This is a genomic window from Streptomyces sp. NPDC051133 (assembly GCF_040682635.1).
GTDB lineage: Bacteria > Actinomycetota > Actinomycetes > Streptomycetales > Streptomycetaceae > Streptomyces.
Map to the genome: position 1 here is coordinate 16,042 of NZ_JBFBBK010000030.1, position 21,703 is coordinate 37,744.

18 protein-coding genes are annotated in these 21,703 nt (G+C 72.3%); 7 read left to right on the plus strand and 11 right to left on the minus strand.

The features are described 5' to 3' along the window. Positions 1 to 11: 11 nt before the first annotated feature. A complete protein-coding gene (locus AB0N17_RS28000) occupies positions 12 to 554 on the minus strand; it encodes a CGNR zinc finger domain-containing protein (protein ID WP_366014290.1) in 543 nt (180 codons plus the stop codon). A 108-nt stretch (positions 555 to 662) separates the two neighbouring features. Here AB0N17_RS28000 and AB0N17_RS28005 point away from each other — a divergent pair, with 108 nt between their 5' ends. From AB0N17_RS28005 to AB0N17_RS28030, 6 genes are all read left to right on the plus strand, one after another. Further along, complete coding sequence (locus tag AB0N17_RS28005) at positions 663 to 1,109, plus strand: VOC family protein (RefSeq protein ID WP_366014291.1); 447 nt, start codon at positions 663 to 665, stop codon at positions 1,107 to 1,109. Positions 1,110 to 1,111: 2 nt separating this feature from the next. Beyond that, positions 1,112 to 1,990: a pyridoxamine 5'-phosphate oxidase family protein gene (locus AB0N17_RS28010; RefSeq protein ID WP_366014292.1), complete on the plus strand. Its 879-nt coding sequence runs from the start codon at positions 1,112 to 1,114 to the stop codon at positions 1,988 to 1,990. A 9-nt stretch (positions 1,991 to 1,999) separates the two neighbouring features. Beyond that, positions 2,000 to 2,479: an NUDIX hydrolase gene (locus AB0N17_RS28015; RefSeq protein ID WP_366014293.1), complete on the plus strand. Its 480-nt coding sequence runs from the start codon at positions 2,000 to 2,002 to the stop codon at positions 2,477 to 2,479. A 200-nt stretch (positions 2,480 to 2,679) separates the two neighbouring features. After that, positions 2,680 to 4,449 (plus strand): TIGR03767 family metallophosphoesterase, encoded by a 1,770-nt coding sequence (locus AB0N17_RS28020; RefSeq protein ID WP_366014294.1) that lies wholly within the window; start codon positions 2,680 to 2,682, stop codon positions 4,447 to 4,449. Between the two features lie 95 nt (positions 4,450 to 4,544). Then, a complete protein-coding gene (locus AB0N17_RS28025; protein ID WP_366014295.1) occupies positions 4,545 to 5,684 on the plus strand; it encodes a serine hydrolase domain-containing protein in 1,140 nt (379 codons plus the stop codon). Between the two features lie 152 nt (positions 5,685 to 5,836). Next, a complete protein-coding gene (locus tag AB0N17_RS28030; RefSeq protein ID WP_366014373.1) occupies positions 5,837 to 7,030 on the plus strand; it encodes a glycosyltransferase in 1,194 nt (397 codons plus the stop codon). Between the two features lie 29 nt (positions 7,031 to 7,059). Here the strand turns inward: AB0N17_RS28030 and AB0N17_RS28035 are convergent, their stop codons facing one another. The 3 genes from AB0N17_RS28035 to pepN form a co-directional block, all read right to left on the minus strand. Beyond that, positions 7,060 to 7,869, minus strand: a complete 810-nt coding sequence (locus AB0N17_RS28035) for an SGNH/GDSL hydrolase family protein (protein WP_366014296.1) — start codon at positions 7,867 to 7,869, stop codon at positions 7,060 to 7,062. Between the two features lie 362 nt (positions 7,870 to 8,231). After that, positions 8,232 to 9,281: a hypothetical protein gene (locus AB0N17_RS28040; RefSeq protein WP_366014297.1), complete on the minus strand. Its 1,050-nt coding sequence runs from the start codon at positions 9,279 to 9,281 to the stop codon at positions 8,232 to 8,234. A 220-nt stretch (positions 9,282 to 9,501) separates the two neighbouring features. Continuing rightward, a complete protein-coding gene (gene pepN, locus AB0N17_RS28045; RefSeq protein WP_366014298.1) occupies positions 9,502 to 12,078 on the minus strand; it encodes an aminopeptidase N in 2,577 nt (858 codons plus the stop codon). 138 nt (positions 12,079 to 12,216) lie between these two features. Here pepN and AB0N17_RS28050 point away from each other — a divergent pair, with 138 nt between their 5' ends. After that, on the plus strand, positions 12,217 to 12,861 hold the full coding sequence (locus AB0N17_RS28050; protein ID WP_366014299.1) for a DsbA family protein: 645 nt from the start codon (positions 12,217 to 12,219) through the stop codon (positions 12,859 to 12,861). 87 nt (positions 12,862 to 12,948) lie between these two features. Here the strand turns inward: AB0N17_RS28050 and AB0N17_RS28055 are convergent, their stop codons facing one another. From AB0N17_RS28055 to AB0N17_RS28085, 7 genes are all read right to left on the minus strand, one after another. After that, positions 12,949 to 13,587 (minus strand): response regulator transcription factor, encoded by a 639-nt coding sequence (locus AB0N17_RS28055; RefSeq protein WP_366014300.1) that lies wholly within the window; start codon positions 13,585 to 13,587, stop codon positions 12,949 to 12,951. Next, positions 13,584 to 14,741: a sensor histidine kinase gene (locus AB0N17_RS28060; protein ID WP_366014301.1), complete on the minus strand. Its 1,158-nt coding sequence runs from the start codon at positions 14,739 to 14,741 to the stop codon at positions 13,584 to 13,586. Before AB0N17_RS28060 ends, AB0N17_RS28055 begins: the two co-directional genes overlap by 4 nt. Before the next feature lie 5 nt (positions 14,742 to 14,746). After that, complete coding sequence (locus AB0N17_RS28065) at positions 14,747 to 16,930, minus strand: MMPL family transporter (protein ID WP_366014302.1); 2,184 nt, start codon at positions 16,928 to 16,930, stop codon at positions 14,747 to 14,749. Positions 16,931 to 17,123: 193 nt separating this feature from the next. Next, the gene (locus AB0N17_RS28070) at positions 17,124 to 17,771 is read right to left on the minus strand and encodes a superoxide dismutase (protein WP_366014303.1); all 648 of its coding nucleotides are present in this window, start codon (positions 17,769 to 17,771) and stop codon (positions 17,124 to 17,126) included. A gap of 122 nt (positions 17,772 to 17,893) precedes the next feature. Further along, complete coding sequence (locus tag AB0N17_RS28075) at positions 17,894 to 19,276, minus strand: amino acid permease (RefSeq protein WP_366014304.1); 1,383 nt, start codon at positions 19,274 to 19,276, stop codon at positions 17,894 to 17,896. 121 nt (positions 19,277 to 19,397) lie between these two features. Then, positions 19,398 to 20,288, minus strand: a complete 891-nt coding sequence (locus AB0N17_RS28080) for a TauD/TfdA family dioxygenase (protein ID WP_366014305.1) — start codon at positions 20,286 to 20,288, stop codon at positions 19,398 to 19,400. Between the two features lie 11 nt (positions 20,289 to 20,299). Further along, entirely contained in the window at positions 20,300 to 21,643 is a 1,344-nt protein-coding gene (locus AB0N17_RS28085; protein WP_366014306.1) for an LLM class flavin-dependent oxidoreductase, read from the minus strand. Positions 21,644 to 21,703 lie beyond the last annotated feature (60 nt).

The window sequence follows — 21,703 nt, forward strand, 5'->3', positions numbered from 1 at the left end:
GGGGAATCGGCTCAGTTCTCCTTCGAGCGGGCGTAATGGCGGGACGCCTTGGCCCGGTTGCCGCAGGCGGCCATCGAGCACCAGCGGCGGGTGCCGTTCCGGGACGTGTCGAAGAAGTGCAGGATGCAGCCGCCGCCGGAGCAGCTGCGGATCCGCTCCGGGGCCCGGGTGATCAGCTCCAGGTAGCTGCGGGCGGCGAGCCAGGCCGGACCCCACGACGGGTCGGCGAACTCGGGCTCCTCGGCGGGGCCGGCCGCGGTCAGCCGGGCCCGGATCCGTCCGTGCGCGAGGACGGCGTCCACGAGCGGCGCCGCCTCCCCGGGCGACCCGTGCACCGCGATGCGCAGCGCCTCGCGCGCCTCGCGCAGATGGTCGAGCACGTCCTCGTCGGCCGGGTGCGCGCCGGTCAGCCCGTTGCTCGCGAGCCACACCGCCAGCCCTTCGGTGCCGGCGAGCAGGTCCTGGGTGACGCCCTCGCGGTTCCAGCGGGTGTTGAGCAGGTCGAGTGCGAGGGGCTCGCCGGTGAGCGGGCGGGGGTCGCGGGCGCTGGGCATCGGGCACTCCTTCTCGTCTAACCATTGAAGAGTACGTGACCGGTTGCGCGGACGCATCTAACCGTCTAACGTAATTCACGCAGGTTAGACCTCTCGAAGGGAAGCGCCATGACCCCGCGCCTCGCGCACACCGGCCTGAACGTCACCGACCTCGACCGCTCGCTCGCCTTCTACCGCGACCTGCTGGGCTTCGCCCTGCTCGCCGAGGGCAAGGAGGACGACCGGCGCTACGCGCTGCTGGGGGAGGGCGGCGGACAGCCCCTCGTCACCCTCTGGCAGCAGGCGCAGGGGCCGTACGACCGCGACCGGGCCGGACTGCACCACCTCGCCTTCAGCGTGGACTCGATCGACCGCGTCCGGGCGTACGAGAGCGCGCTGCGGGCCGCCGGAGTCGACTTCGCCCACGACGGCGTGGTGGCCCACCGGGAGGGCGGCACCTCGGGCGGGATCTTCTTCCACGACCCGGACGGCACCCGCCTGGAGATCGCCGCCCCGCTCGGCCCCGAGGGCGCCCCGGCCCCGCACGCCTCCGCCCCCACCTGCGGCTTCTTCTAGGCATGGGCGTCTACCACGCGGGCTCGCGGGCGCTGCAGGACCTGGCCGGCGTCCGCGACCGGGCCGACCACGTGGGCCGCTCCCTCGGCCAGGACATCAAGCCGGTCGCGGCGGCCTTCCTGGAACTCCAGCCGCTGCTGGTCATCGGCGCGGCTGCCCCGGAGACCGGCAGGGTCTGGGCCTCACCGCTCACGGGCACCCCCGGCTTCGTCCGGGCCACGGGCCCCCGGCAGATGTCCGTCGTCACCGATGCCGGGTCCGGCCCCCTCGCCGGGGCCCTGACCACACCCGGCACCCCGGTGGGCACCATCGCCCTCGACCCCCGCACCCGCCGCCGCATGCGCCTGAACGGCCGGCTGCGGCCGACACCCCGCGGTTTCGCCGTGGAGGCGGACCAGGTCTTCTCCAACTGCCCCAAGTACATCCAGCGCCGGGAGTCCTACGACACGCTCCCCGACCGGGTCCCGGGCACCCCGCACCGCGCCGGCGAACTCGGCCCGCGACACGTGGAGTTCATTGGCGCGGCCGACACCTTCTTCCTCGCCACGGTGCACCCCGGCGGAGCCGACGTCAGCCATCGCGGCGGCAACCCCGGCTTCGTCCGGGCCGCCTCACCACACGAACTGGTCTGGCCGGACTACTCCGGCAACGCCATGTTCCTCACCCTCGGCAACCTGCGCACCGACCCCCGCGCGGGGCTGCTCTTCCTCGACTGGGAGACCGGCGGCACGCTGCGGCTCACCGGCGAGGCGCGCACGAAGTTCACCGCCGGCGGCGAGCGGACGGTCCGCTTCACGCTCACCGAGGCCCTGTGGACCCCGGCGGCCCTGCCGTTGCGCTGGTCCGCGCCGGAGTACTCACCGGCCAACCCACCCGGCTAACGTCATGGAATGAGACGGAAGTTGAGGGTGGCGGCCTACGCCGTGTGCGTCCGTGACGGACAGCTCCTGCTCGCCCGGTCACCGGCGCCCGACGGGACTGTCGAGTGGGTGCTGCCGGGCGGCGGCATGGAACACGGCGAGGACCCGTACGACACCGTCCGCCGCGAGGTCACCGAGGAGACCGGCTACCGCATCGAGGTGACCGGTCTCCTCGGCATGGACTCGCACCGGCTCGTCGGAGAACCCCGGGTCGGCCGCCGCCTGGACTTCCAGGGACTGCGGATCGTCTACGAGGGCGAGATCGCGGGTGGGGAACTGCGCTACGAGACCGGCGGATCCACCGACTTCGCGGCCTGGCACGACCTGGACGCCGTACCCGGTCTGGCGCGGGTGCGGCTCGTCGACACCGCCCTGCGGCTGTGGCGCGAACGCCCGGCGCACGGACGGCTGGAGAACCGTCCCCTACCCCGGCAGATGAACGAGGAGTGACCGCCCCACGGCCACCCGCGATCCACTCCATGACCCCCCCGGTACCCCGTGATCCACGTACGGTGATCGGCGCTGCGCGTTGCCGCCGCGTTCACGCGCAGGTCATCCCCGCTGCCAACCATCCAGAGCGAGCGGGGCGTTCGCACCTGATGACGCCCCGCGACCACTGCCGACGCGTTCGCACTCGGGGAGATCGCGCCATGTCGCGCATACGCTCTGTCGCCGCCTCCGCCATGGGGGTCCACCGCCGTACCGTCCTCGCCGCCGCCGGGGCGGTCTCGCTCTCCGCGGGCGTCGGCTACGCCCTGCGTCCCACCGACAGCCAGGCCGCCACCACCGCGGCGGCCGGCGACGGCACCGCCGAGGCGCCCGTCGCCCACTCCCGGCAGGCCGCCACCGCCCCGCTCGCCCCCTACACCAAGGGCACCACCCTCGCCTCCGTCGCCGCCCCGCGCAACAGCTCCGGCTACCGCAGGCTCGGCGACGGGCCCGGCTGGAAGCGGGTCGTGCGCAGCGAGCTGGCCGCGCCCAAGTCCGGGCGCGCGGGCCGCCGTACGACGCTGGCCGCGTTCGTGCAGTTCACCGACCTGCACCTGACGGACGTCCAGCACCCGCTGCGTCTGGAGTACCTGCGCTCCGGCGACCCGCACTCCTGGCGCCCGCACGAGGCGCTCACCGTGCCCGGTGCCATCGCGCTCGTCGAGCGGGTCAACGCGCTGCGGGGCGCCCCCGTCACCGGCGCCCCGCTCCACTTCGTCATGACCACCGGCGACAACACCGACAACAACGCCCACTCCGAACTGGAGTGGTTCATGAAGGTGATGAGCGGGGGCCGCGTCACCCCCAACTCCGGTGACCCCAAGCACTACGAGGGCGTGCAGAACAGCGGCCTGAAGCTGTACTGGCAGCCCGACTCCACCGCCCGCGACAACGACAAGGCGCTCGGCTTCCCGCACCTGGAGGGCTTCCTGGCCGCCGCGGTCCGCGACGCGAGGAGCCCCGGCCTCAACCTGCCCTGGTACTCCACCGTCGGCAACCACGACAACCTCCCGCTCGGCTGCTACGGCTCCCACGGCGACCCCTACCTCGCCGAGGCCGCGATCGCGGGCAAGAAGCTGATGAGCGTGCCCGCCGCCGACGCCAAGAAGCTCCAGGCCGCCATCAAGAACGCCACCGACCCCAGGGGCACCGGCTACCGGGACTTCCTCAAGGCCCACGCCCGCTCCATGCGCTCGGTCACCGCGGACGAGAAGCGGGCCCCGTACACCCCGGCCGACTATCTGAAGGCCCACCTCGACCCGGCCCACCAGGGGCACGGCCCGGTCGGCCACGGCTACTCGTCGGCGAACCTGGACGCGGGCACCCAGTACTACGCCTTCCGCATCTCCGACGACGTGATCGGCATCAGCCTCGACACCACCGACGCCGGCGGCCACTACGAGGGCTCCCTCGGCACCGCCCAGCTGAAGTGGCTGGACAAGACGCTGAAGGACAACAAGGACTCCTACGCCGTCGTCTTCAGCCACCACACCAGCAAGTCCATGACCAACACCCGCCCCGACCCGGCCCGTCCCGGCGAGAAGCGGCACGGCGGCGCCGAGGTGCTCTCCGTCCTGTCCTCCCACGCCAACGTGCTGGCCTGGGTGAACGGCCACATCCACCGGAACGTCATCACCCCGCACAAGGCCTCCGGCGGCCGCTCCTTCTGGGAGATCTCCACCGCCTCGCACATCGACTACCCCCAGCTCGCCCGGGTCGTCGAGCTGGTCGACAACAAGGACGGCACGATCTCCCTGTTCACCACCCTCATCGAGTCGGCCGCCCCGCACCGCACGGATTACGCCGACCTCTCCCAGACCGGCCTCGCCGCCCTGTACCGCGAGCTGTCCTACAACGCCCCCGGCGCCAACAAGGGCCTCGCGGGCAGCGCGGCCGACCGGAACACGGAGCTGGTGCTGAAGAAGGGCTGAAACTAGCCCAACCGGCCCAACGCGAGGCAACCTTCGCGCATCCCCCGCCGGTTTCTTCCCCCGACCGCACCGAACACCACAGGTTGGGGGAAGACATGCGCGCACGGACGACACTGGTGGGAGCGACGGCCGTACTCCTCGCGGCGGCCCTCGCGGCCCCGGCCGCCGCCGCCACGGGGAGCCGTTCCGGCGGCGGCCACGCCGAGACCCGCAAGGCCCTCGAAGCGGCCGTCGCGGCCGGGGTGCCCGGCGCCACCGCCACCGTGCGGGACGTGCACGGCACCTGGTCCACGACCGTGGGCGTCGGCGACCTGCGCACGGGCGCGCCGCGCTCGGCGGCCGACCGCTACCGGGTCGGCAGCATCACCAAGACCTTCGTCTCGACCGTCCTGCTCCAGCTGGAGGCCGAGGGCCGGCTGTCGCTGGACGACAGTGTGGAGAAGTGGCTGCCCGGCGTGGTGCACGGCCACGGCCACGACGGCCGCCGCATCACCGTCCGTCAGCTGCTCGACCACACCAGCGGCATCTACGACTACACCGAGGACGAGGGCTTCGGCCGGGACTACTTCACCAAGGAGGGCTTCGACCGGCACCGCTACGTCACGCTCACCCCGGGCCGGCTGGTGGCCATCGCCATGCGGCACGAGCCGGACTTCGCGCCCGGCGCGTCCTGGCGCTACTCCAACACCAACTTCGTGGTGGCCGGCATGGTGATCCAGAAGGTGACGGGCCACTCGTACGCGCAGGAGATCACCCGCCGCATCATCGGGCCCTTGCACCTGAGGGCCACGTCCCTTCCCGGGACGCGGGTCACCGTGCCCCGGCCGAGCAGCCGCGCGTACTCGAAATTCACCGACCCCAAAGGCCCGACGTACGACGTCACGGAACTGAACCCGTCCCTGGCGTCCTCCGCCGGTGAAATGATCTCGAACTCCGCCGATCTCGATCATTTCTACAGCGCCCTGCTCGCCGGAAAACTCCTTCCGCCGCATCAGCTGAAGGAAATGAAGACCACGGTCGAGATCAAAGACCTTCCGGTGACGGGAGGCTATGGCCTCGGCCTCATGGAGACCACGCTGAGCTGCGGTGTTCACGTCTGGGGCCATGACGGCGGCATTCACGGCTCGACCTCCATGGCGATCACCACTCAGGACGGCCGGCATTCCCTCGCGCTCAATTTCAACGGCGACTGGACCGGGGACGCCCGTGCCGTGGCCGAAGCGGAATTCTGTTAGCCAACGTTTCATTCGCGTCGCTTCGTGTTAACACGCACGCAATGTCCGTACCGCCTCATATCGGCTAACCCGCGATGGACGGGGATGGCTCGATCTTCTCGATCATTTATGCAAGGCGGGTGGTCGTCGTGCGCGCTCGGCACGAACTGCGTGTGCTCTCGGTCTACGAGGGCTTCTTCTCCGGAGGGGCCCGGATCGTGCACAGTGACGTCGTCCTGGGGCTGGCCGAGGGCGGCCAGCCCCACCAGGTGCTCAGCATCCACGCGGAGGTCCACCGCGAGGCCACCCGGCAGCGCATGGAGGACGACCCCTGCTACCGCTCGCTCACGGCCGGCGGGGTCGGCGTCACCTCCCTGGGCCGCAGCGCGGGCCTGGTCGACGGCACGGTCGCGGCGAACGTTTTCAGCGGCCCGGAGCTGGCCGAGACGGCGCGGGTGACGGCGGGGGCGGACGTGATCCTCTCCCTGAAGGAGCAGCCGCTGGCCCTCCTCAACCAGGCCGGCCTGCCCCGCCGCCCGGTCGTGGTCTGCCTGCACCGCTCCGACCCGGAGAACCAGGGCCCCGCCCTGGACGAGCTGAAGGCGGCGATCGCCGACGGCACGGTGGCGGCCTGCGTGTGCTGCGCGGAGTCGACGCGGGCGGCGTACGAGGCGGCCGGCATCCCGGCCCACCTGCTGCACGTCATCCCCAACGGCGTGGACCTGCTCCGGTTCCGCCCCGACGCGACGGCCAGGCTCACCTTCCGCTCGTCCCTCGGCGTTCCGGCCGGTGCGCCGGTGATCGTCTTCGCCGCCCGCTACGCCGCGATGAAGAACGTCCCCCTCCTGCTCGCCGCAGCCCGCACCTGGCTGGGCCGCGAGGGCGGCGGGCACGTGGTGATGTGCGGGGCCGGCATGACGGACGCCAACCCCGCCCTGCGCGCCGACCTGGCCGACGCCTTCGCGGACGCCCCGGGCCTCGCCGGCCGGGTGCACCTGCTGGGCGTACGGCAGGACATGGAGAAGGTGTACGCCGGGGCCGACGTCGTCGCCCTGACCTCCGTCTCCGGGGAGGCGGCCCCGCTGTGCCTGATCGAGGGCATGATGTGCGGCGCGGTCCCGGTGACGACCGACGTCGGCGACAGCGCCTCCCTCGTGGCGGGCCTCGGCTTCGTCACCCCGCCCGACCCGGGCGCGATCGCCCTGGCCTGGACGGCCGCGGTCGCGGGCCGCCCGGCCTTCGCCCCGGCGCTGGAGGCCGCCCGCGAGCGGTTCAGCCGGACGCGGATGATCGCGGCCTACGCGGCCCTGCTGGACCGCGTGCACACGGAGGCCGCGCCCGCCCCGACCCTGCCGGAACCGCGGTAGACGAAGCGCGGCCGGGCCGCCGGCCCCGCTCAGGACACCCGGTCGAGGACGGGCAGGTAGCCGAACTGCTGTCCCGGCGCGGTCGGGTGGTACGACTCGGTGACGGCGAGCACGTCGACGCTGTGCAGCCAGGGGCTGCGCGAGCAGATCTCGTGGCCCGCGAAGGCGGCCGTGACGTCGGCGAAGGTGAACCCGTGGTCGGCGGCGCGCTTGGCGATCACCCCGTTGAGGTGGTCGACGGCGTCGTTGATGGCGGCGCGCTCGCTGTCCTTCAGGCCCGTCCGGCAGGTGCCGGCGAGCTGGTACAGGTGCGGATAGCCGAGCACCACGACGTGGGCGGCGGGAGCCCGGTCCCGGATGGCCGAGTAGAGCCGGTCCAGGCCCTGCGGGAGGGAGCCGTCCATGGTGGTGCGGGCGTGGTCGACCGCGGACAGACAGGGGGTGGCGCCGCCCAGCGCGCAGATCGTCATGACGGCGCCGAAGCCCGACTCGCTGCCGCCGACGGTCAGGCTGACCAGCCGGGTGCCGGGGCCGAGCGGGCCGAGCTGGTCGGCCAGGACGTCGCTCGCGCGGGCGCCGTTGCAGGCGGTGAAGGCGAAGGTCCCCGCCCGGTGCGCGGCCGCCCACAGGACGGGGTACGACCGGCTGCTGCGCTTGCAGCCCGCCGGGCCGGGGAGGTAGTCGCCGGCGCCCACACCGGCGGAGTAGGAGTCGCCGAGGGCCACATAGGCGGCGGTCACGGCCGAGGGCGCCGCCCGGGCCGTCGCCGGGCCGGCGAGGAGGTAGGCGGCGGCGAGCAGGAGCGAGGACGAACACGCCACTATCCGGGACTGTCGCATACCTCTCGTGTAGCGCGGCCCGGCCGGCCCCGCCCGGTCCGCCCGCCCGGCCGGCGCCCTCGGCTTGCCGGACGGGCGCGGGCGTGCCCCGGCCGCCGCGTCCCGCCTCCGGGGCGGTGCGGAGCGGAGCCCGGGGCGAGGCGGACCGGCGGACTTCACCCGAAGGGCCGTCACCCGTTCGCCGTCACCCGCCGCGCACGCGCGGTCGCATCGCGTACGGGCCGGGGCGCACGCGGGGACGCATGCGGGGCGCACGCGGGGACGCGTACGGGGAGCGCGCACGAGGAGGGGCCACCGGATCGGTTCCGGTGGCCCCTCCTCTCCCCTCCTGATGCCCTCCCCGGCCCTCACCCGGGCCGTCACTACCGGGGCAGCACCACGACGTAGGCGGCCGGATCACGGTCGCCGGAGGCCATGAGCGCGGTGCGGATCACCGTCGCCTGCTGGTCCGTCGCATCCCTGAGCTTCTTGGGCGTGATGTGGACGACCGTGATCCCGAGGCGCTCCAGGTGCTCCCGCTTGCGCGCGTACTCCGACCACACCTCGTCCTCGTCCTCCCGCTGGTCGTGGCGTGGGGCGCGGGTGTCGAGCTCGACCGCCACCGCCTGGTCGGGCCAGTAGGCGTCCACGCCGCCCAGGTGGGGCCCGCCGGGCAGGCGCAGGTCCACGTTCCACACCGGGTCGGGCAGGCCGTACTCACCGACCATCCGGTAGAGGCGGTCCTCCGCGATCGACCGGCCCTCCGCCAGCAGCGCGTCCACCGCGTCCACCACGTGCGGGTGGGTCAGCAGCTTCGCAGCGGTCAACTCCTTCACCACGGCGGCCGGTTCGCAGTGACCGCCACGCACCGCCTCGGTCAGCACCCGGCGTACCGCCTGGGCGTCCGTCAGCTCGGCGACCGCGTCCGCCAGCGCCCTGGGCACCGGCGCCACCGGCAGGCCGGAGACCGTGCGCGGGGTGGGGAGCGCGGGGGTGCGCAGCACCCGCACGTAGCCCGCGGAGCGCAGCCGGCGCAGGCGGGGGACCAGGACGTCGACGCGTTCCAGCGTGAGCAGCGGCGGGGTGGAGGAAAAGCCGTACAGGGTCAGGGCCGCGAGGCCCGTGACCATCGCCTCCGCGTACAGCGGGCGGTGCGGGCCCTCGGCCGTCGGCTGGACGGGCACGCCCGGCGTGGACTCGCGGGCCGCGTACAGCAGGGCTCCGTGCAGCCGCTCCTCGCTCGTCGGCGGGCCGGGGTGCAGGAGGACCACGTTCGGGAGCAGCAGCTGCCAGGGGCCGTCGGCGCGGCACTGGTCGTTCAGCTCGGCCGCCGACACGCCGTGGGAGCGGAGCTGGGCCGTGGACAGGACGCGGCGGTGGACCTCGGAGAGGTGGCGGAGGGGGCGGGGGGAGAGCGGGGTGTTGTGCGTCATGGCCTCGAAGTTCCCGCGTTCCGTCCCACCCGTAACCGGTGTTACACGGTCGTCGAGAAATGCGGACAACACGGTACTAAAGGTCATGTGTTCGGATGCCGATCGGGCACGGAAAACCCCTGGTCCGTTCGGGTGCGGACCAGGGGTTACGGGTGCTATTGACTGGATTCCGTAACGGTGACCCGGTGGCCAACCTCAGGCCAAAGCTCGGGGGTCGAGGTCAGCGGCCGGCCGCCGCGTCGCACTCCTGCGCGCGCAGCGCCCGCGCCAGGTCGTCCCGCGACTCCAGGACGAGGCGGCGCAGGGCGGGCGGCGCGTCTGCGTGGGCCGTGAGCCACGCGTCCGTCGCGGCCAGCGTCCCGGGCGAGTCCTGGTACACCGGGAACAGCCCGCGCACCACGTCCATGCCGATCTGGATCGACCGCTCCCGCCACAACCGCTCGATCGCCGCGAAGTACTTCTCCGTGTACGGCGCGGTCAGCTCCCGCTGCGACGGCCGGGCGAAGCCCGCGATCGTCGCCTCCACCAGGGCGTTGGAGAGCACGTCCGACTCCACCACCTGGGCCCACGCCTGCGCCTTGACCGCCGCCGACGGGCGGGCCGCCAGACAGCGGACCTGGTGCCGCTTGCCGGACGCGGTGTCGTCCCGGGCGAGTTCGGCCGCCAGCACCGACTCGTCGGCCGCGCCGTGCGCCGCCAGCGGCTCCAGGAACGCCCAGCGCAGCTCCTGGTCCACCTCCAGCCCGTCGACCGTGCTCGTCCGGTCCAGCAGGTCGCTCAGCAGGGCCAGGTCCGTCTCGGCGGAGGCCACGGACGCGAAGAACCGGGCCCACGCCAGCTGGTGCTCGCTGCCCGGCTCGGCCGCCCGCAGCTCGCGCAGCGCGCCCTCCGTCAGCAGTTGCCCGCCCGCCTCCCGCCACGCGGGCGCCGCGTAGTGCTCCAGCGCGGAGCCGACCCAGGCGTGCAGCATCTGCAGCACCCCGATCTCGGACTCGCGGCCCGCGAACCGCAGCACCAGGCCGATGAAGTCCCGCGCGGGAAGCATCGCGTCCCGGGTCATGTTCCACAGCGCCGACCAGCACAGGGCACGGGCCAGCGGGTCGGTCAGGGCACCCAGGTGCGCCCGGAGCGTGTCCAGCGAGGTCTCGTCGAAACGGATCTTGCAGTACGTCAGGTCGTCGTCGTTGACCAGCACCAGCTCCGGAGCCTCGGCGCCCGCCAGCTCCGCCACGACCGTCCGCGGGCCGTCCACGTCCGTCTCCGCGCGCGCGTACCGCTCCAGCGCGCCCTCGGGCGTACGGCGGTACAGGCCCACCGCGACCCGGTGCGGGCGCTCCTGCGGATGCGACTCGGGGGCCTCCTGCACCACCGCCAGCTCCGCCACCCGGCCTTCCGCGTCCAGCAGCACCTGCGGGGTCAGCGAGTTCACCCCGGCCGTCTGCAGCCACGCGCCCGCCCAGGCCGACATGTCCCGGCCGCTGGTCTCGCCCAGCACCGCAAGCAGGTCACCCAGGCGCGTGTTGCCGTACGCGTTCCGCTTGAAGTAGCGGCGGGCGCCCTCCAGGAACGCGTCCTGGCCGACGTACGCCACCAGCTGCTTGAGCACCGAGGCGCCCTTGGCGTAGGTGATGCCGTCGAAGTTCAGCTTGGCGTCCTGCAGGTCACGGATGTCCGCCGTGATCGGGTGCGTGGACGGCAGCTGGTCCGCGCGGTACGCCCACGCCTTGCGGCGGTTGGCGAAGGTGATCCAGGCGTTGGTGAACCGGGTCGCGCCCACGTTGGCGAACGTGCCCATGAAGTCCGCGAAGGACTCCTTCAGCCACAGGTCGTCCCACCACTCCATGGTGACCAGGTCGCCGAACCACATGTGCGCCATCTCGTGCAGGATGACGTTGGCCCGCGCCTCGTACGACGCCTGCGTCACCTTGCCGCGGAAGATGTACTCCTCGCGGAAGGTCACCAGACCCGGGTTCTCCATCGCGCCCAGGTTGTACTCGGGCACGAACGCCTGGTCGTACTTCCCGAACGGATACGGGTAGTCGAAGTGGTCGTGGAAGAAGTCCAGGCCCTGCTTGGTGACGAGGAAGACGTCGTCCGCGTCGAAGTGCGGGGCCAGGCCCTTGCGGCACAGCGCGCCGAGGGGGATCTCCAGCTTCGTGCCGTCGTCGAGGGTGCGGCTGTAGGAGTCGGTGACGTAGTGGTACGGGCCCGCCACCACGCACGTGATGTACGTCGAGATCGGCTTCGTCTCCGCGAACCGCCAGACCCCGTCGGCGCGTTCACCCGCGCCGTTGCTCCACACCGTCCAGCCCTCGGGCGCCGTCACCTCGAAGCGGTACGGCGCCTTCAGGTCCGGCTGCTCGAAGTTGGCGAAGACCCGGCGGGCGTCGGCCGGCTCGTACTGGGTGTACAGGTAGACCTCGCCGTCCTCCGGGTCGACGAAACGGTGCATGCCCTCGCCGGTGCGGGAGTAGGCGCACTGGGCGTCCACCACCAGCTCGTTCTCGGCGGCCAGGTCCTCCAGCGCGATCCGGGAGCCGTCGAAGACCTCGCTCGGGTCCAGGTCCCGGCCGTTGAGCGACACGGCGGTCACGCTCGGCGCGACCAGGTCGGCGAAGCTCGCCGCCCCCGGCTCGTTGCAGCGGAACCGGATCGTGGTCACCGAGCGGAACGTGCGCGGCTCGCCGTTCCCGTCGCCGACGGCGGACCTGAGGTCCAGGGACACGTCGTACGCGTCGACGGACAGCAGGGCGGCCCGCTCCCGGGCCTCGTCGCGGGACAGATTCTCACCGGGCACGGACGGCACTCCCTTGTGATCGCGTGGATGAGGACGGAACAGGACCGATCCTGCCATGCACCCCTGACACGGGGCACCGGGGAATGGCGGAGCGGGCAGGGGTGTTTCCCCGGAAAAGGGTTCCTCATGAGGAGAGACATGTCGCAGAAGACCCCCGTCGACTTCTGGTTCGACCCGCTGTGCCCCTGGGCCTGGATGACCTCCCGCTGGGTGCTGGAGGTGGAGAAGGTCCGTGACATCGAGGTCCGCTGGCATGTCATGAGCCTCGCCGTGCTCAACGAGGACAAGCTCGACGAGCTGCCCGAGGAGTACCGGGAGATGCTCGCGACCAGGGCGTGGCAGCCGGTCCGCGTGGTCACCGCGGCCTGGCAGAAGCACGGTGAGGACGTCCTCGGTCCCCTCTACACCGCGCTCGGCACCCGCATCCACAACAACGGTGAGGGCCCGACCCTGGAGGCGATCGCCGGCGCCCTCTCCGACGTCGGCCTGCCGGCCGAGCTGATCGAGTACGCCGAGCAGACCGACTTCGAGTTCGACGCCGAGCTGCGCGCCTCCCACAAGGAGGGCATCGAGAAGGTCGGCCAGGACGTCGGCACCCCGGTCATCGCGGTCCCGGGCGCCGACGGCGAGCAGATCGCCTTCTTCGGCCCGGTCGTCACCCCCGCCCCGAAGGGCGAGGAGGCGGCCCGCCTGTGGGACGGCACGCTCGCGGTGGCCTCGGTCCCCGGCTTCTACGAGATCAAGCGGACCCGCACGAAGGGGCCGGACTTCAGCAACCTGTGAGACCTCCGGGCCGGGCCCGGACGCGTTCGGCGCGCCGGGCCCGTTCCCGTGCCGGCAGCTGCACGGCACGGGCCGCGAGGAGCGGGGTCAGGGCCGCGGCAGCAGTCCCCGCTCCATGGCCACCACCACCGCCCGGGTCCGGTCGTTGACGTCGAGCTTGGCGAACAGGCGCAGCAGGTGGGTCTTCACCGTGGCCTCGGAGATGACCAGACGGCGGCCGATCTCGGCGTTGGTGAGTCCGTCCGCCACCGCGTTCAGCACATCGGTCTCGCGTGCCGTGAGCGGGTCCTGGACCGGGCGCCGCATCCGGGCGACCAGTTTCTCCGCCACCCGGGGAGCGAGCACGGTCTCACCGCGCGCGGCCGAGCGGATCGCGTCGGCCAGCTGTTCCCGGGTGGTGTCCTTGAGCAGGTAGCCGATGGCACCGGCCTCGACGCCCCGCTCGATGTCGGCGTCCGTGTCGTACGTGGTGAGGATCAGCACGCGGGTGCGGGGATGCCGGGCGGCGATCCGGGCGGTCGTCGCCACCCCGTCCAGCACGGGCATGCGCAGATCGACCAGGGCCACGTCCGGGTCGTGCCGGGCGACCAGGTCGAGAGCGGCACGGCCGTCGCCCGCCTCGCCGACGACCTCGATGTCGCCCTCCCCGTCGAGCAGGGCGATCACCCCCGCCCGCATCACGGTGTGGTCGTCCACCACGACGATGCGCAGCGTCTTCCCGCTCATGCCGGGACCACCGCCAGGATCCTCGTCCCGTCCCCGACGGAACTGGTCACCGTCAGCCGCCCGCCCAGTCCGGCGAGCCGTTTGCGCATCCCGTCGAGGCCGAAGCCGGCGGAGGCCTCCACCACGAATCCGGTGCCGTCGTCCGTGACCTCCAGTTCCACGCCGTGGGAAGTCCGGGCCAGGACCACCCCGACCGTCGAGGCGCGGGCGTGCTTGCGCACATTGGCGAGGGACTCCTGGGCGCAGCGCAGCAGCGTGATCCGGGTCTGCTGGTCGCAGTCCAGGTCGGCCAGTTCGGCGGTCACGCTCAGCCCCGTGTCCTCGGCGAACCGGTCCACGATCCGCCGCACCGTCTGCGCCACCGAGCCGGGGTGCGCGCCGCCCGGCGGGGCCGAGCCGACCAGCTCCCTGGCCTCCGCCAGGTTCTCCCGGGCGGTCGACTCGATCGACACCAGCTGCCGGGCCGTCCGCGCGGGGTCGGTGGCGAGACCGGCCCTCGCCGCCTCCGCCAGGACGACGATCGAGGCGAAGCCCTGCGCGAGCGTGTCGTGGATCTCCCGTGCCATCCGCTCCCGTTCCTCGGCCGCGCCCTGCCGCAGGTGCGCCTCGGTCAGCTCGGCCTGCGTGCGCTCCAACTCCGTGATCAGCCGCGCGCGTTCGCTGCTCTGCTCGACCACCGCGCGGGCCCACAGCCCGATCAGCACGCCCACCGCGACCACGATCAGCGTGCCCACGACCGACTCGCCGAAGAACGTGCCCGACCAGCCCTGCCGCACCCAGCTGCCCACCAGCGTGCCGGCGGTGGCCAGCCCCAGGAAGGCGAGGGAGATCCTCGGGGTGCGGCCGAACATCCAGTAGTGCGGCAGCGTGACCATGAACAGGGCCGCGTAACTCGTCCTCAGGTAGGCGAGTCCGGTGAGGGCGATCACCAGCACCGAGAGGTACCCGTGCGGCCTGACGACGGGGTTGCCGGGGCGGCGGTCCAGCACGGCGAAGCACAGGGCCACGCTGCCCAGCAGGGCGAGGGCCAGGTACCGGTCGGCGCCGAGGCTCAGGGCGGTGATCCCGACCGCCATCGCGGCGAACAGGACCCAGCACACCGCGTTCCAGCGGCGCAGCGAGGTCGCCCACAGGGCGTCGGCGGTCGTGGTCATACCCGTCAACCTACGTCCAGCAGTGCGGGGTTCGGACGGGGTACCGCAGTCCTCGACGGCCGCACGGGCCACCAGGCGCGCTCGCCGAGCAGCAGCAGGGCGGCCGGCAGGATCAGCACGCGCACCACGAAGGCGTCGATCAGTACGGCCGCCGCGAGCACGAACCCGATCTGCTTCATCTCGATGATGTGCAGGAAGACGAAGCTCACGAACACGGTCGTCATCACCACCGCCGCGCTGGTCACCACGCTCGCCGACCGCCGGACGCCCTCCAGCACCGCCTGCCGGGTCGGTGTGCCGGCCAGTACCGCCTCGCGGATCCGGCTCACCACGAACACCTGGTAGTCCATCGACAGCCCGAAGAGGATCACGAACAGGAACAGGGGCACCCGGGAACCGATCGACCCGGTGGAACGGAAGTCCAGCGGCCCCTCGGCCCAGGTGTGCTGGAAGACGAGGACCAGCAGACCGAGCGCGGCCGCCGCCGACAGCAGGTTCAGCACGACGCCGATCAGGCCGAGGACGACGGAGCGGAAGGCGTAGAGGGTCATCAGGAACGTCACCAGGAGCAACGCGCCCAGGACGAGCGGCAGTTTGCCGTTCTGGTGGGCCGGATAGTCCTGGTAGCGGGCGACGTCGCCGGTCACGCCGTACTCGGCGCCGGCGATCCGGCCGACGGTGCCGGGCAGGTAGTCGTGCCGCAGGTGGTCCAGGGAGCCGTACGCCTGAGGGGAGTTGCCGAGGTACGGGGTCCGCAGTTCCAGCGTGCTCGTCCGGTGGTCGGCGGAGACGCGGATCCGGGAGAAGCCGGTGAACAGCGGGTCGCCGGCGGCCCGTCGGGCCAGCTCGCGCAGCTCCCGGGTGACGTCCGCGGACCGTTCCGCGCGGGCCCATACGACGACCTGGTGGGTGACCCGCCGGTCGGGGAAGGCGTCGTTGAGCCGGTCGTACACCCGCATGGCGGGGATCGCGCGGGAGTGCGTGTCCCGGCTCATCTCCGTGATCTTCAGTCCGGTCAGCGGAAGGGCCAGGGCCAGCAGGGCGAGGAGCGACACGCCCAGCGTGGCCAGCGGGTGCCGGGCGGCGGGCCGCAGCAGCGCGGACCAGAACCGGCCACCGCCCTCGCCCCGGATCCGCCGGGCGGGCTTCCCCCGCTCCGCCCGCCGTCGTGCCCGCGCCTCGGCCCGCCCGCCCAGCACGGTCAGCAGGGCGGGCAGGGCGGTCAGGGAGCTGGCCACCGCGGCCAGGACGACCACGACCGTGCCGGTGGCGAGCGAGGAGAAGATGACGTCCGAGGCCAGGTAGAGGGTGGCGGTGGAGGCGACGACCGCGAGCCCCGAGACGAGTACGGCCCGCCCGGAGGTCGCCGCGGCCAGCTCGACCAGTTGCTCGGAGCCGAGCCGGCCGCCCGAGCGGGCCCGCTCCTCGCGCTCGCGCTTGAGGTGGAAGAGGGTGTAGTCGACGCCGACCGCGAGACCGATCATGAGGATGACGTTCGTGCCCACGCCCGCGTCGGGGGTGAGGTGCGAGGCGAGCATCGACAGGCCGACGGCCGCCGCGATCGACGACAGCGCCAGCAGCAGCGGAACGGCGGCCATCGTGACCGAGCCGAACACGGCCAGCAGGGTGACCAGGGTGACGGGAAGCGTGAGCTTCTCGGAGAGGGCGAGGTCCGCTCCGCGCTGCTTGTCGACCCCCTTGCTGATGGAGGGGCTGCCGGTCTCCTGCAGCAGCAGGCCCGGGTGGCCCCTCTGGACGGCGGCGGTCTGCGTGAGCAGGGCGTCGACCTTGTCCTTCGCGTCGCGTTCCTCGCCCTTGAGAGAGACCTCGACCATGAGGACGCGGCCGTCGGAGGAGCGGGCCGGGGCGGCCACGTCCGCGACCTCGGCAAGCCGCCGCATCCGGGTGGTGAGCTCCCGCGCGGCCGAGGCGGCGGCCCGGTCGTCCGGGGCGGCGGAGCGCGTGGAGATCAGTATCTGCTCGGTGGACAGGCGCTGCAGATGTCCGTCGGCCGCCATCGCCTCGGCCCGCCCGGCCTCGCCGACCCGGTAGTCCGCCGTCTTCGCGGCGACGGTGCCCACGGCACTGCCGGCGCCCAGGCACAACGCCACGAACAGCAGCCAGCCGACCAGGGCCCGCCAAGGGTGCCGGGCGCTCCAGCGCGCCGCCCGCACAGTGAGTGTGTTCATACCCAGAAGCCTTGCTGGCCAGGGCGTTTCCCCGACACGGGTGCTCGGTTGAACTCCGCGTCAGCCGATCGGTGGAGCCGGGGGTGAGGAAAACCCCCGTGAGTCACGTCCTCACGGGGGTTCTCCGTTCATCCGCCTGCCGCCGTGAAGGGTGAGAAGACGATCACGAGGCAGGACGTCCGGGGGGCGGGCCTCAGGGGGCGAGCAGCAGGGCGTTCGCGCGGGACGCGGCGGCCTCGTACCGGCGGGCCACGTCCTGCCAGCTCACCACCTGCCACATGGCCTCGACGAAGTCCACCTTCTGGTTCTTGTACTGGAGGTAGAAGGCGTGCTCCCAGGCGTCGAAGACGAGGATCGGGGTGGCGCCCTGGCCGACGTTGCCCTGGTGGTCGTAGACCTGCTCCACGATCAGGCGCCCGCTCAGCGGCTCGTACGCGAGGACGCCCCAGCCCGAGCCCTGGGTGGTGGCCGCCGCCTTGGACAGCTGGGTCCGGAAAGCGGCGAAGGAGCCGAACGACTCCGTGATCGCCTGCGCCAGCTCGCCCACGCCGTCGGCCGCCAGCGGCTCGCCGCCGCCGTCCTTCGGGCCGGTCATGTTCTGCCAGTAGATGCTGTGCAGGATGTGCCCGGAGAGGTGGAAGGCCAGGTTCTTCTCCAGGCCGTTGACCGAGCCCCACACCTCCTTGTCGCGTGCCTCGGCGAGCTGCTCCAGGGTGTCGTTGGCGCCCTTCACATAGGCCGCGTGGTGCTTGTCGTGGTGCAGCTCGATGATCTCGGGGCTGATCACGGGCGCCAGCGCGGAGTAGTCGTAGGGCAGGTCGGGCAGCGTGTAGACGGGCATGGGTGATCCCCTCCGGAACCTTATTGCAATAAGCTTGCAAGTACACGCTAGCAACAACAGTGTGCGGGCAACAGAAAGGCCCCCGTGTGTCGTCGTCACACGGGGGCCTCGCCGTCAGGGTGTCAGCGCCGGGCGCGGGCCCGCTGCCAGGCGTAGCCGACCGCCGCCAGGAACAGGGTCATGGCACCCGTCGAGTACAGCTGGACACGGGTGTCGGGCTGCCGGGCCATCAGGACGAAGATCGCGGCCATGCCGGCCAGCGCGACCCAGGTCAGCCACGGGAACAGCCACATGCGCACGACCAGCTTCTCGGGCGCCTCGCGCTCGATGCGGCGGCGCAGCAGGAGCTGCGAGACGGCGATGAAGATCCAGACGACCAGGATGACCGCGCCGATCATGTTCAGCAGCCACTTGAAGACGCCGTTCGGGCTCCAGTAGCTGAACAGGACGCAGACGAACCCCAGGACGCAGGAGGTGAGCACCGCGATCCGGGGCACACCGCCGGACAGCTTCGCCAGCGCCTTCGGGCCCTGGCCCCGCTCGACCAGCGAGTAGGCGATGCGCGAGGAGCCGTAGATGTTGGCGTTCATCGCGGAGAGCAGGGCCACCAGGACGACCACGTTCATCAGCCGGCCGGCACCGGGGATGCCCAGGTGGTCGAGCGTGGCGACGTACGGGCCCTTCGCCACGACCTCCGCGGAGTCCCACGGGAGCAGGGTGACCACGACCGCCATCGAGCCGATGTAGAAGAGCGCGATGCGCCACATCGCCGTGCGCACGGCGGAGGCCACGCCCCGGACCGGGTTCTCCGACTCGGCCGCCGCGATGGTGACCGTCTCCAGGCCGCCGTACGCGAACACCGAGGCCAGCAGGCCGACCAGCAGGCCCTGGCTGCCGTGGGGCATGAAGTCGGTCAGGTTCGAGGTGCCCGGCGCGGGGGTGGAGGGCAGGACGCCCGCGATGGCCAGCACGCCCAGGATCAGGAACAGGCTGATCGCGCCGACCTTCAGCGCGGCGAACCAGAACTCGAACTCGCCGAAGTTCTTCACGGCGGTCAGGTTCGTGCCGAGGAACACCACCATGAACAGCGCCACCCAGGCCCACGTCGGGGTGCCCGGCAGCCAGCCGTGCACGATGTTCGCGGCGCCGATGCCCTCCAGACCGACGGCCGTGCACAGCAGCACCCAGAAGGACCAGCCGGCGGCGAAGCCCGCCCAGGGGCCGATCGCCCGCTCGGCGTGTGCAGAGAAGGAACCCGACGACGGGTAGGCGGCCGACATCTCGCCGAGCATCCGCATCACCAGCATCACCAGCAGGCCGGAGAGCGCGTAGGCGACGACGATGGACGGGCCGGCCGCGGCGATGCCGGCGCCGGAGCCGACGAACAGGCCCGCGCCGATGACCCCGCCGAGGGCGATCATCGACAGATGGCGCTGCTTGAGGCCGTGGGAGAGCGAGGCGCCCTGTTCCTGAGGCGGCGTCTGCGTGGAGGTGCTGCTGGGCATGGGGACGGCTCTCCCAGTGCAAGGGGCGGGTAAAAACCCCGTCAGTCTGGGCGGCCCGTCCGCTCACGCGGAGGGACCGCCCAGTATCCGGACACCCGCTGTACGCAGGGTCACGGACGGGTCACGCGGCGACCGGCGTGTAGTGCGAGGCGTCACCCTCGACCGAGTAGCTCTCCTTGCCCTCGATGCCGACCGGGATGTCACCGGCGACGGTCACCCGGTGCAGCCGGCGCGGCCGGCCGTCGTAGTTGTCGATGGCGTAGTGCTGGGTGATGCGGTTGTCGAAGAGCACCAGCTCGTTCTCCGCCCAGCGGTGGCGCAGGATGTTCTCCGGGCGGGTGACGTACGCCTGGAACAGGTCGAGCACCTTGCGGGACTCACCGACGGAGAGCCCGACGATCCGCTGCGCGAACCCGCCGATGAACAGGCCGCGCTCGCCGGTCAGCGGGTGCACCCGCACCACCGGGTGCGCGGTGCGGTACGTGATCGACGTGAACTCGGCGCGCTGGGCGGCCTTCTCCTCGTCGACCGCCTCGTCCGGCACCGCGTAGTCGTAGTCGTTGGTGTGCTCGGCCCACAGGGTGTCGGCGAGCCGGCGCAGCGGCTCGGGCAGGTCGCGGTAGGCCGCCGCCGCGTTGGCGATCAGGGTCTCGCCGCCGTACGGCGGGACGGTGATCGAGCGCAGGGTGCTGGCCTGCGGCGGGTTGAGGACGAACGTGACGTCCGTGTGCCAGTGGTTGGCGCGGCCCCGCTCGCTGTCGACGGGCAGCACGTTCGGGGCGCCCTCGACGGCGCCGACCGTCGGGTGGGCGGTGGTCAGGTCGCCGAAGTGCCGGGCGAAGGCCTGCTGGCCCGCGTCGTCCAGGCCGCCCGCGTCGAGGACGAGCGCCTTGTGGACGTTCAGGGCCTCGCGGATCGCGGCGACCTCCTCCGGGGCGAGCGGCCGGGTGATGTCGACGCCGGAGACACGGGCACCGATCCTTGCGGTGATCTTGGTGATCTCGAGGGACATGGCGGTTCCTTTCAGGCGAGGGCGGGAGCAGGGGTGAGGTACTGGTTGGCGGGGCGGGGCAGGCCGTAGCGCTCCCGCAGGGTCCGGCGGCCGTCGTAGGCGGTGCGGAACAGGCCACGGGCGCGCAGGAGCGGGACGACGTGCTCGACGAACGCGTCCAGGCCGGAGGGCAGTACCGGCGGCATGATGTTGAAGCCGTCGGCCGCTCCCCGGGTGAACCAGGTCTCGATCTGGTCGGCGACCTGCTCGGGCGTCCCGGCGAAGGTGAGGTGTCCGCGACCGCCCCCGAGCCGGCCGATCAGCTGCCGGACCGTCAGCCGCTCGCGCCGGGCCAGCTCGACCACGAGCGTGTAGCGGCTCTTGGCGCCCTCGACGGCCGACTCGGGCGGCAGGTCGGCGGGCAGCTGCGAGTCCAGCTCCAGGGTGCCGTCCGGGAGCTGGAGCAGGCTCTCCAGGCGGGCCACCGAGTGGTCGTGGACGATGTGCTCCTCCAGCAGCAGCTCCGCCGCCCGCGCCTCGGCCTCCGTCGAGCCGAGGACGGGCACGATCCCGGGCAGCACCTTGATGTGCTCGGGGTCGCGTCCGGCCCGTGCGGTACGGGCCTTGAGGTCGGCGTAGAAGGCCTGCGCGTCGGCGAGGGTCTGCTGGGCGGTGAAGACCGCCTCCGCGTATCGGGCGGCGAACGCCTTGCCGTCCTCACTCGACCCCGCCTGCACGAGGAGCGGATAACCCTGGGGCGTGCGGGGGACGTTGAGGGCGCCCGCGACGCTGAAGTACGTCCCCCGGTGCCGCGGCGGATGGATCTTGCCGTCGTCGCCCCAGACACCGGCGGTCTTGTCGGCGACGATCGCGTCGTCCTCCCAGCTGTCCCACAGCTTCAGCGCCACGTCGAGGAACTCGGCGGCGCGCGCGTACCGCTCGGCGTGCGCGGGCTCCGCGTCCAGCCCGAAGTTGCGGGCGGCCTCCGCTCCCGCCGTGGTGACGATGTTCCACCCGGCCCGGCCGCCGCTGATGATGTCCAGCGAGGCGAACCTGCGGGCCAGGTTGTAGGGGGAGTTGTAGGAGGTGGAGGCGGTGGCGATCAGGCCGATGTGCTCGGTGGCCGTCGCCAGCGCGGTCAGCAGGGTCAGCGGTTCCAGGGCGCCGGCCGGGCGCTGCGCGAGGTTGCTCCACAGCTGGGGGCCGTCGGCGAGGAAGAGGGAGTCGAAGGTGCCGCGCTCGGCGGTCCGGGCGAGGTGCACATAGTGCCGGAGGTCGACGTGCGCGTACGGGTCGCTCTCCGGCAGCCGCCACGAGGCCTCGTGATGGCCGGTGTTCATGAGGAACGCGTTGAGGTGGAGTCTTCTCACGGTCACTGGTGGTCCTCCGTGACGCCCAGGGCGGCCAGCAGCCGCTCGCGGTACTCGCCCAGCAGC

Excerpts from the sequence above, each read along its gene's own strand:
- AB0N17_RS28075 (WP_366014304.1), bottom strand. The coding sequence starts at position 19,276 with ATGCCCAGCAGCACCTCCACGCAGACGCCGCCTCAGGAACAGGGCGCC.
- AB0N17_RS28025 (WP_366014295.1), top strand. The coding sequence starts at position 4,545 with ATGCGCGCACGGACGACACTGGTGGGAGCGACGGCCGTACTCCTCGCG.
- AB0N17_RS28055 (WP_366014300.1), bottom strand. The coding sequence starts at position 13,587 with ATGAGCGGGAAGACGCTGCGCATCGTCGTGGTGGACGACCACACCGTG.
- AB0N17_RS28070 (WP_366014303.1), bottom strand. The coding sequence starts at position 17,771 with ATGCCCGTCTACACGCTGCCCGACCTGCCCTACGACTACTCCGCGCTG.
- AB0N17_RS28065 (WP_366014302.1), bottom strand. The coding sequence starts at position 16,930 with ATGAACACACTCACTGTGCGGGCGGCGCGCTGGAGCGCCCGGCACCCT.
- AB0N17_RS28005 (WP_366014291.1), top strand. The coding sequence starts at position 663 with ATGACCCCGCGCCTCGCGCACACCGGCCTGAACGTCACCGACCTCGAC.
- AB0N17_RS28000 (WP_366014290.1), bottom strand. The coding sequence starts at position 554 with ATGCCCAGCGCCCGCGACCCCCGCCCGCTCACCGGCGAGCCCCTCGCA.
- AB0N17_RS28040 (WP_366014297.1), bottom strand. The coding sequence starts at position 9,281 with ATGACGCACAACACCCCGCTCTCCCCCCGCCCCCTCCGCCACCTCTCC.
- AB0N17_RS28050 (WP_366014299.1), top strand. The coding sequence starts at position 12,217 with ATGTCGCAGAAGACCCCCGTCGACTTCTGGTTCGACCCGCTGTGCCCC.
- AB0N17_RS28035 (WP_366014296.1), bottom strand. The coding sequence starts at position 7,869 with ATGCGACAGTCCCGGATAGTGGCGTGTTCGTCCTCGCTCCTGCTCGCC.
- AB0N17_RS28020 (WP_366014294.1), top strand. The coding sequence starts at position 2,680 with ATGTCGCGCATACGCTCTGTCGCCGCCTCCGCCATGGGGGTCCACCGC.
- AB0N17_RS28080 (WP_366014305.1), bottom strand. The coding sequence starts at position 20,288 with ATGTCCCTCGAGATCACCAAGATCACCGCAAGGATCGGTGCCCGTGTC.
- AB0N17_RS28060 (WP_366014301.1), bottom strand. The coding sequence starts at position 14,741 with ATGACCACGACCGCCGACGCCCTGTGGGCGACCTCGCTGCGCCGCTGG.
- AB0N17_RS28010 (WP_366014292.1), top strand. The coding sequence starts at position 1,112 with ATGGGCGTCTACCACGCGGGCTCGCGGGCGCTGCAGGACCTGGCCGGC.
- AB0N17_RS28015 (WP_366014293.1), top strand. The coding sequence starts at position 2,000 with ATGAGACGGAAGTTGAGGGTGGCGGCCTACGCCGTGTGCGTCCGTGAC.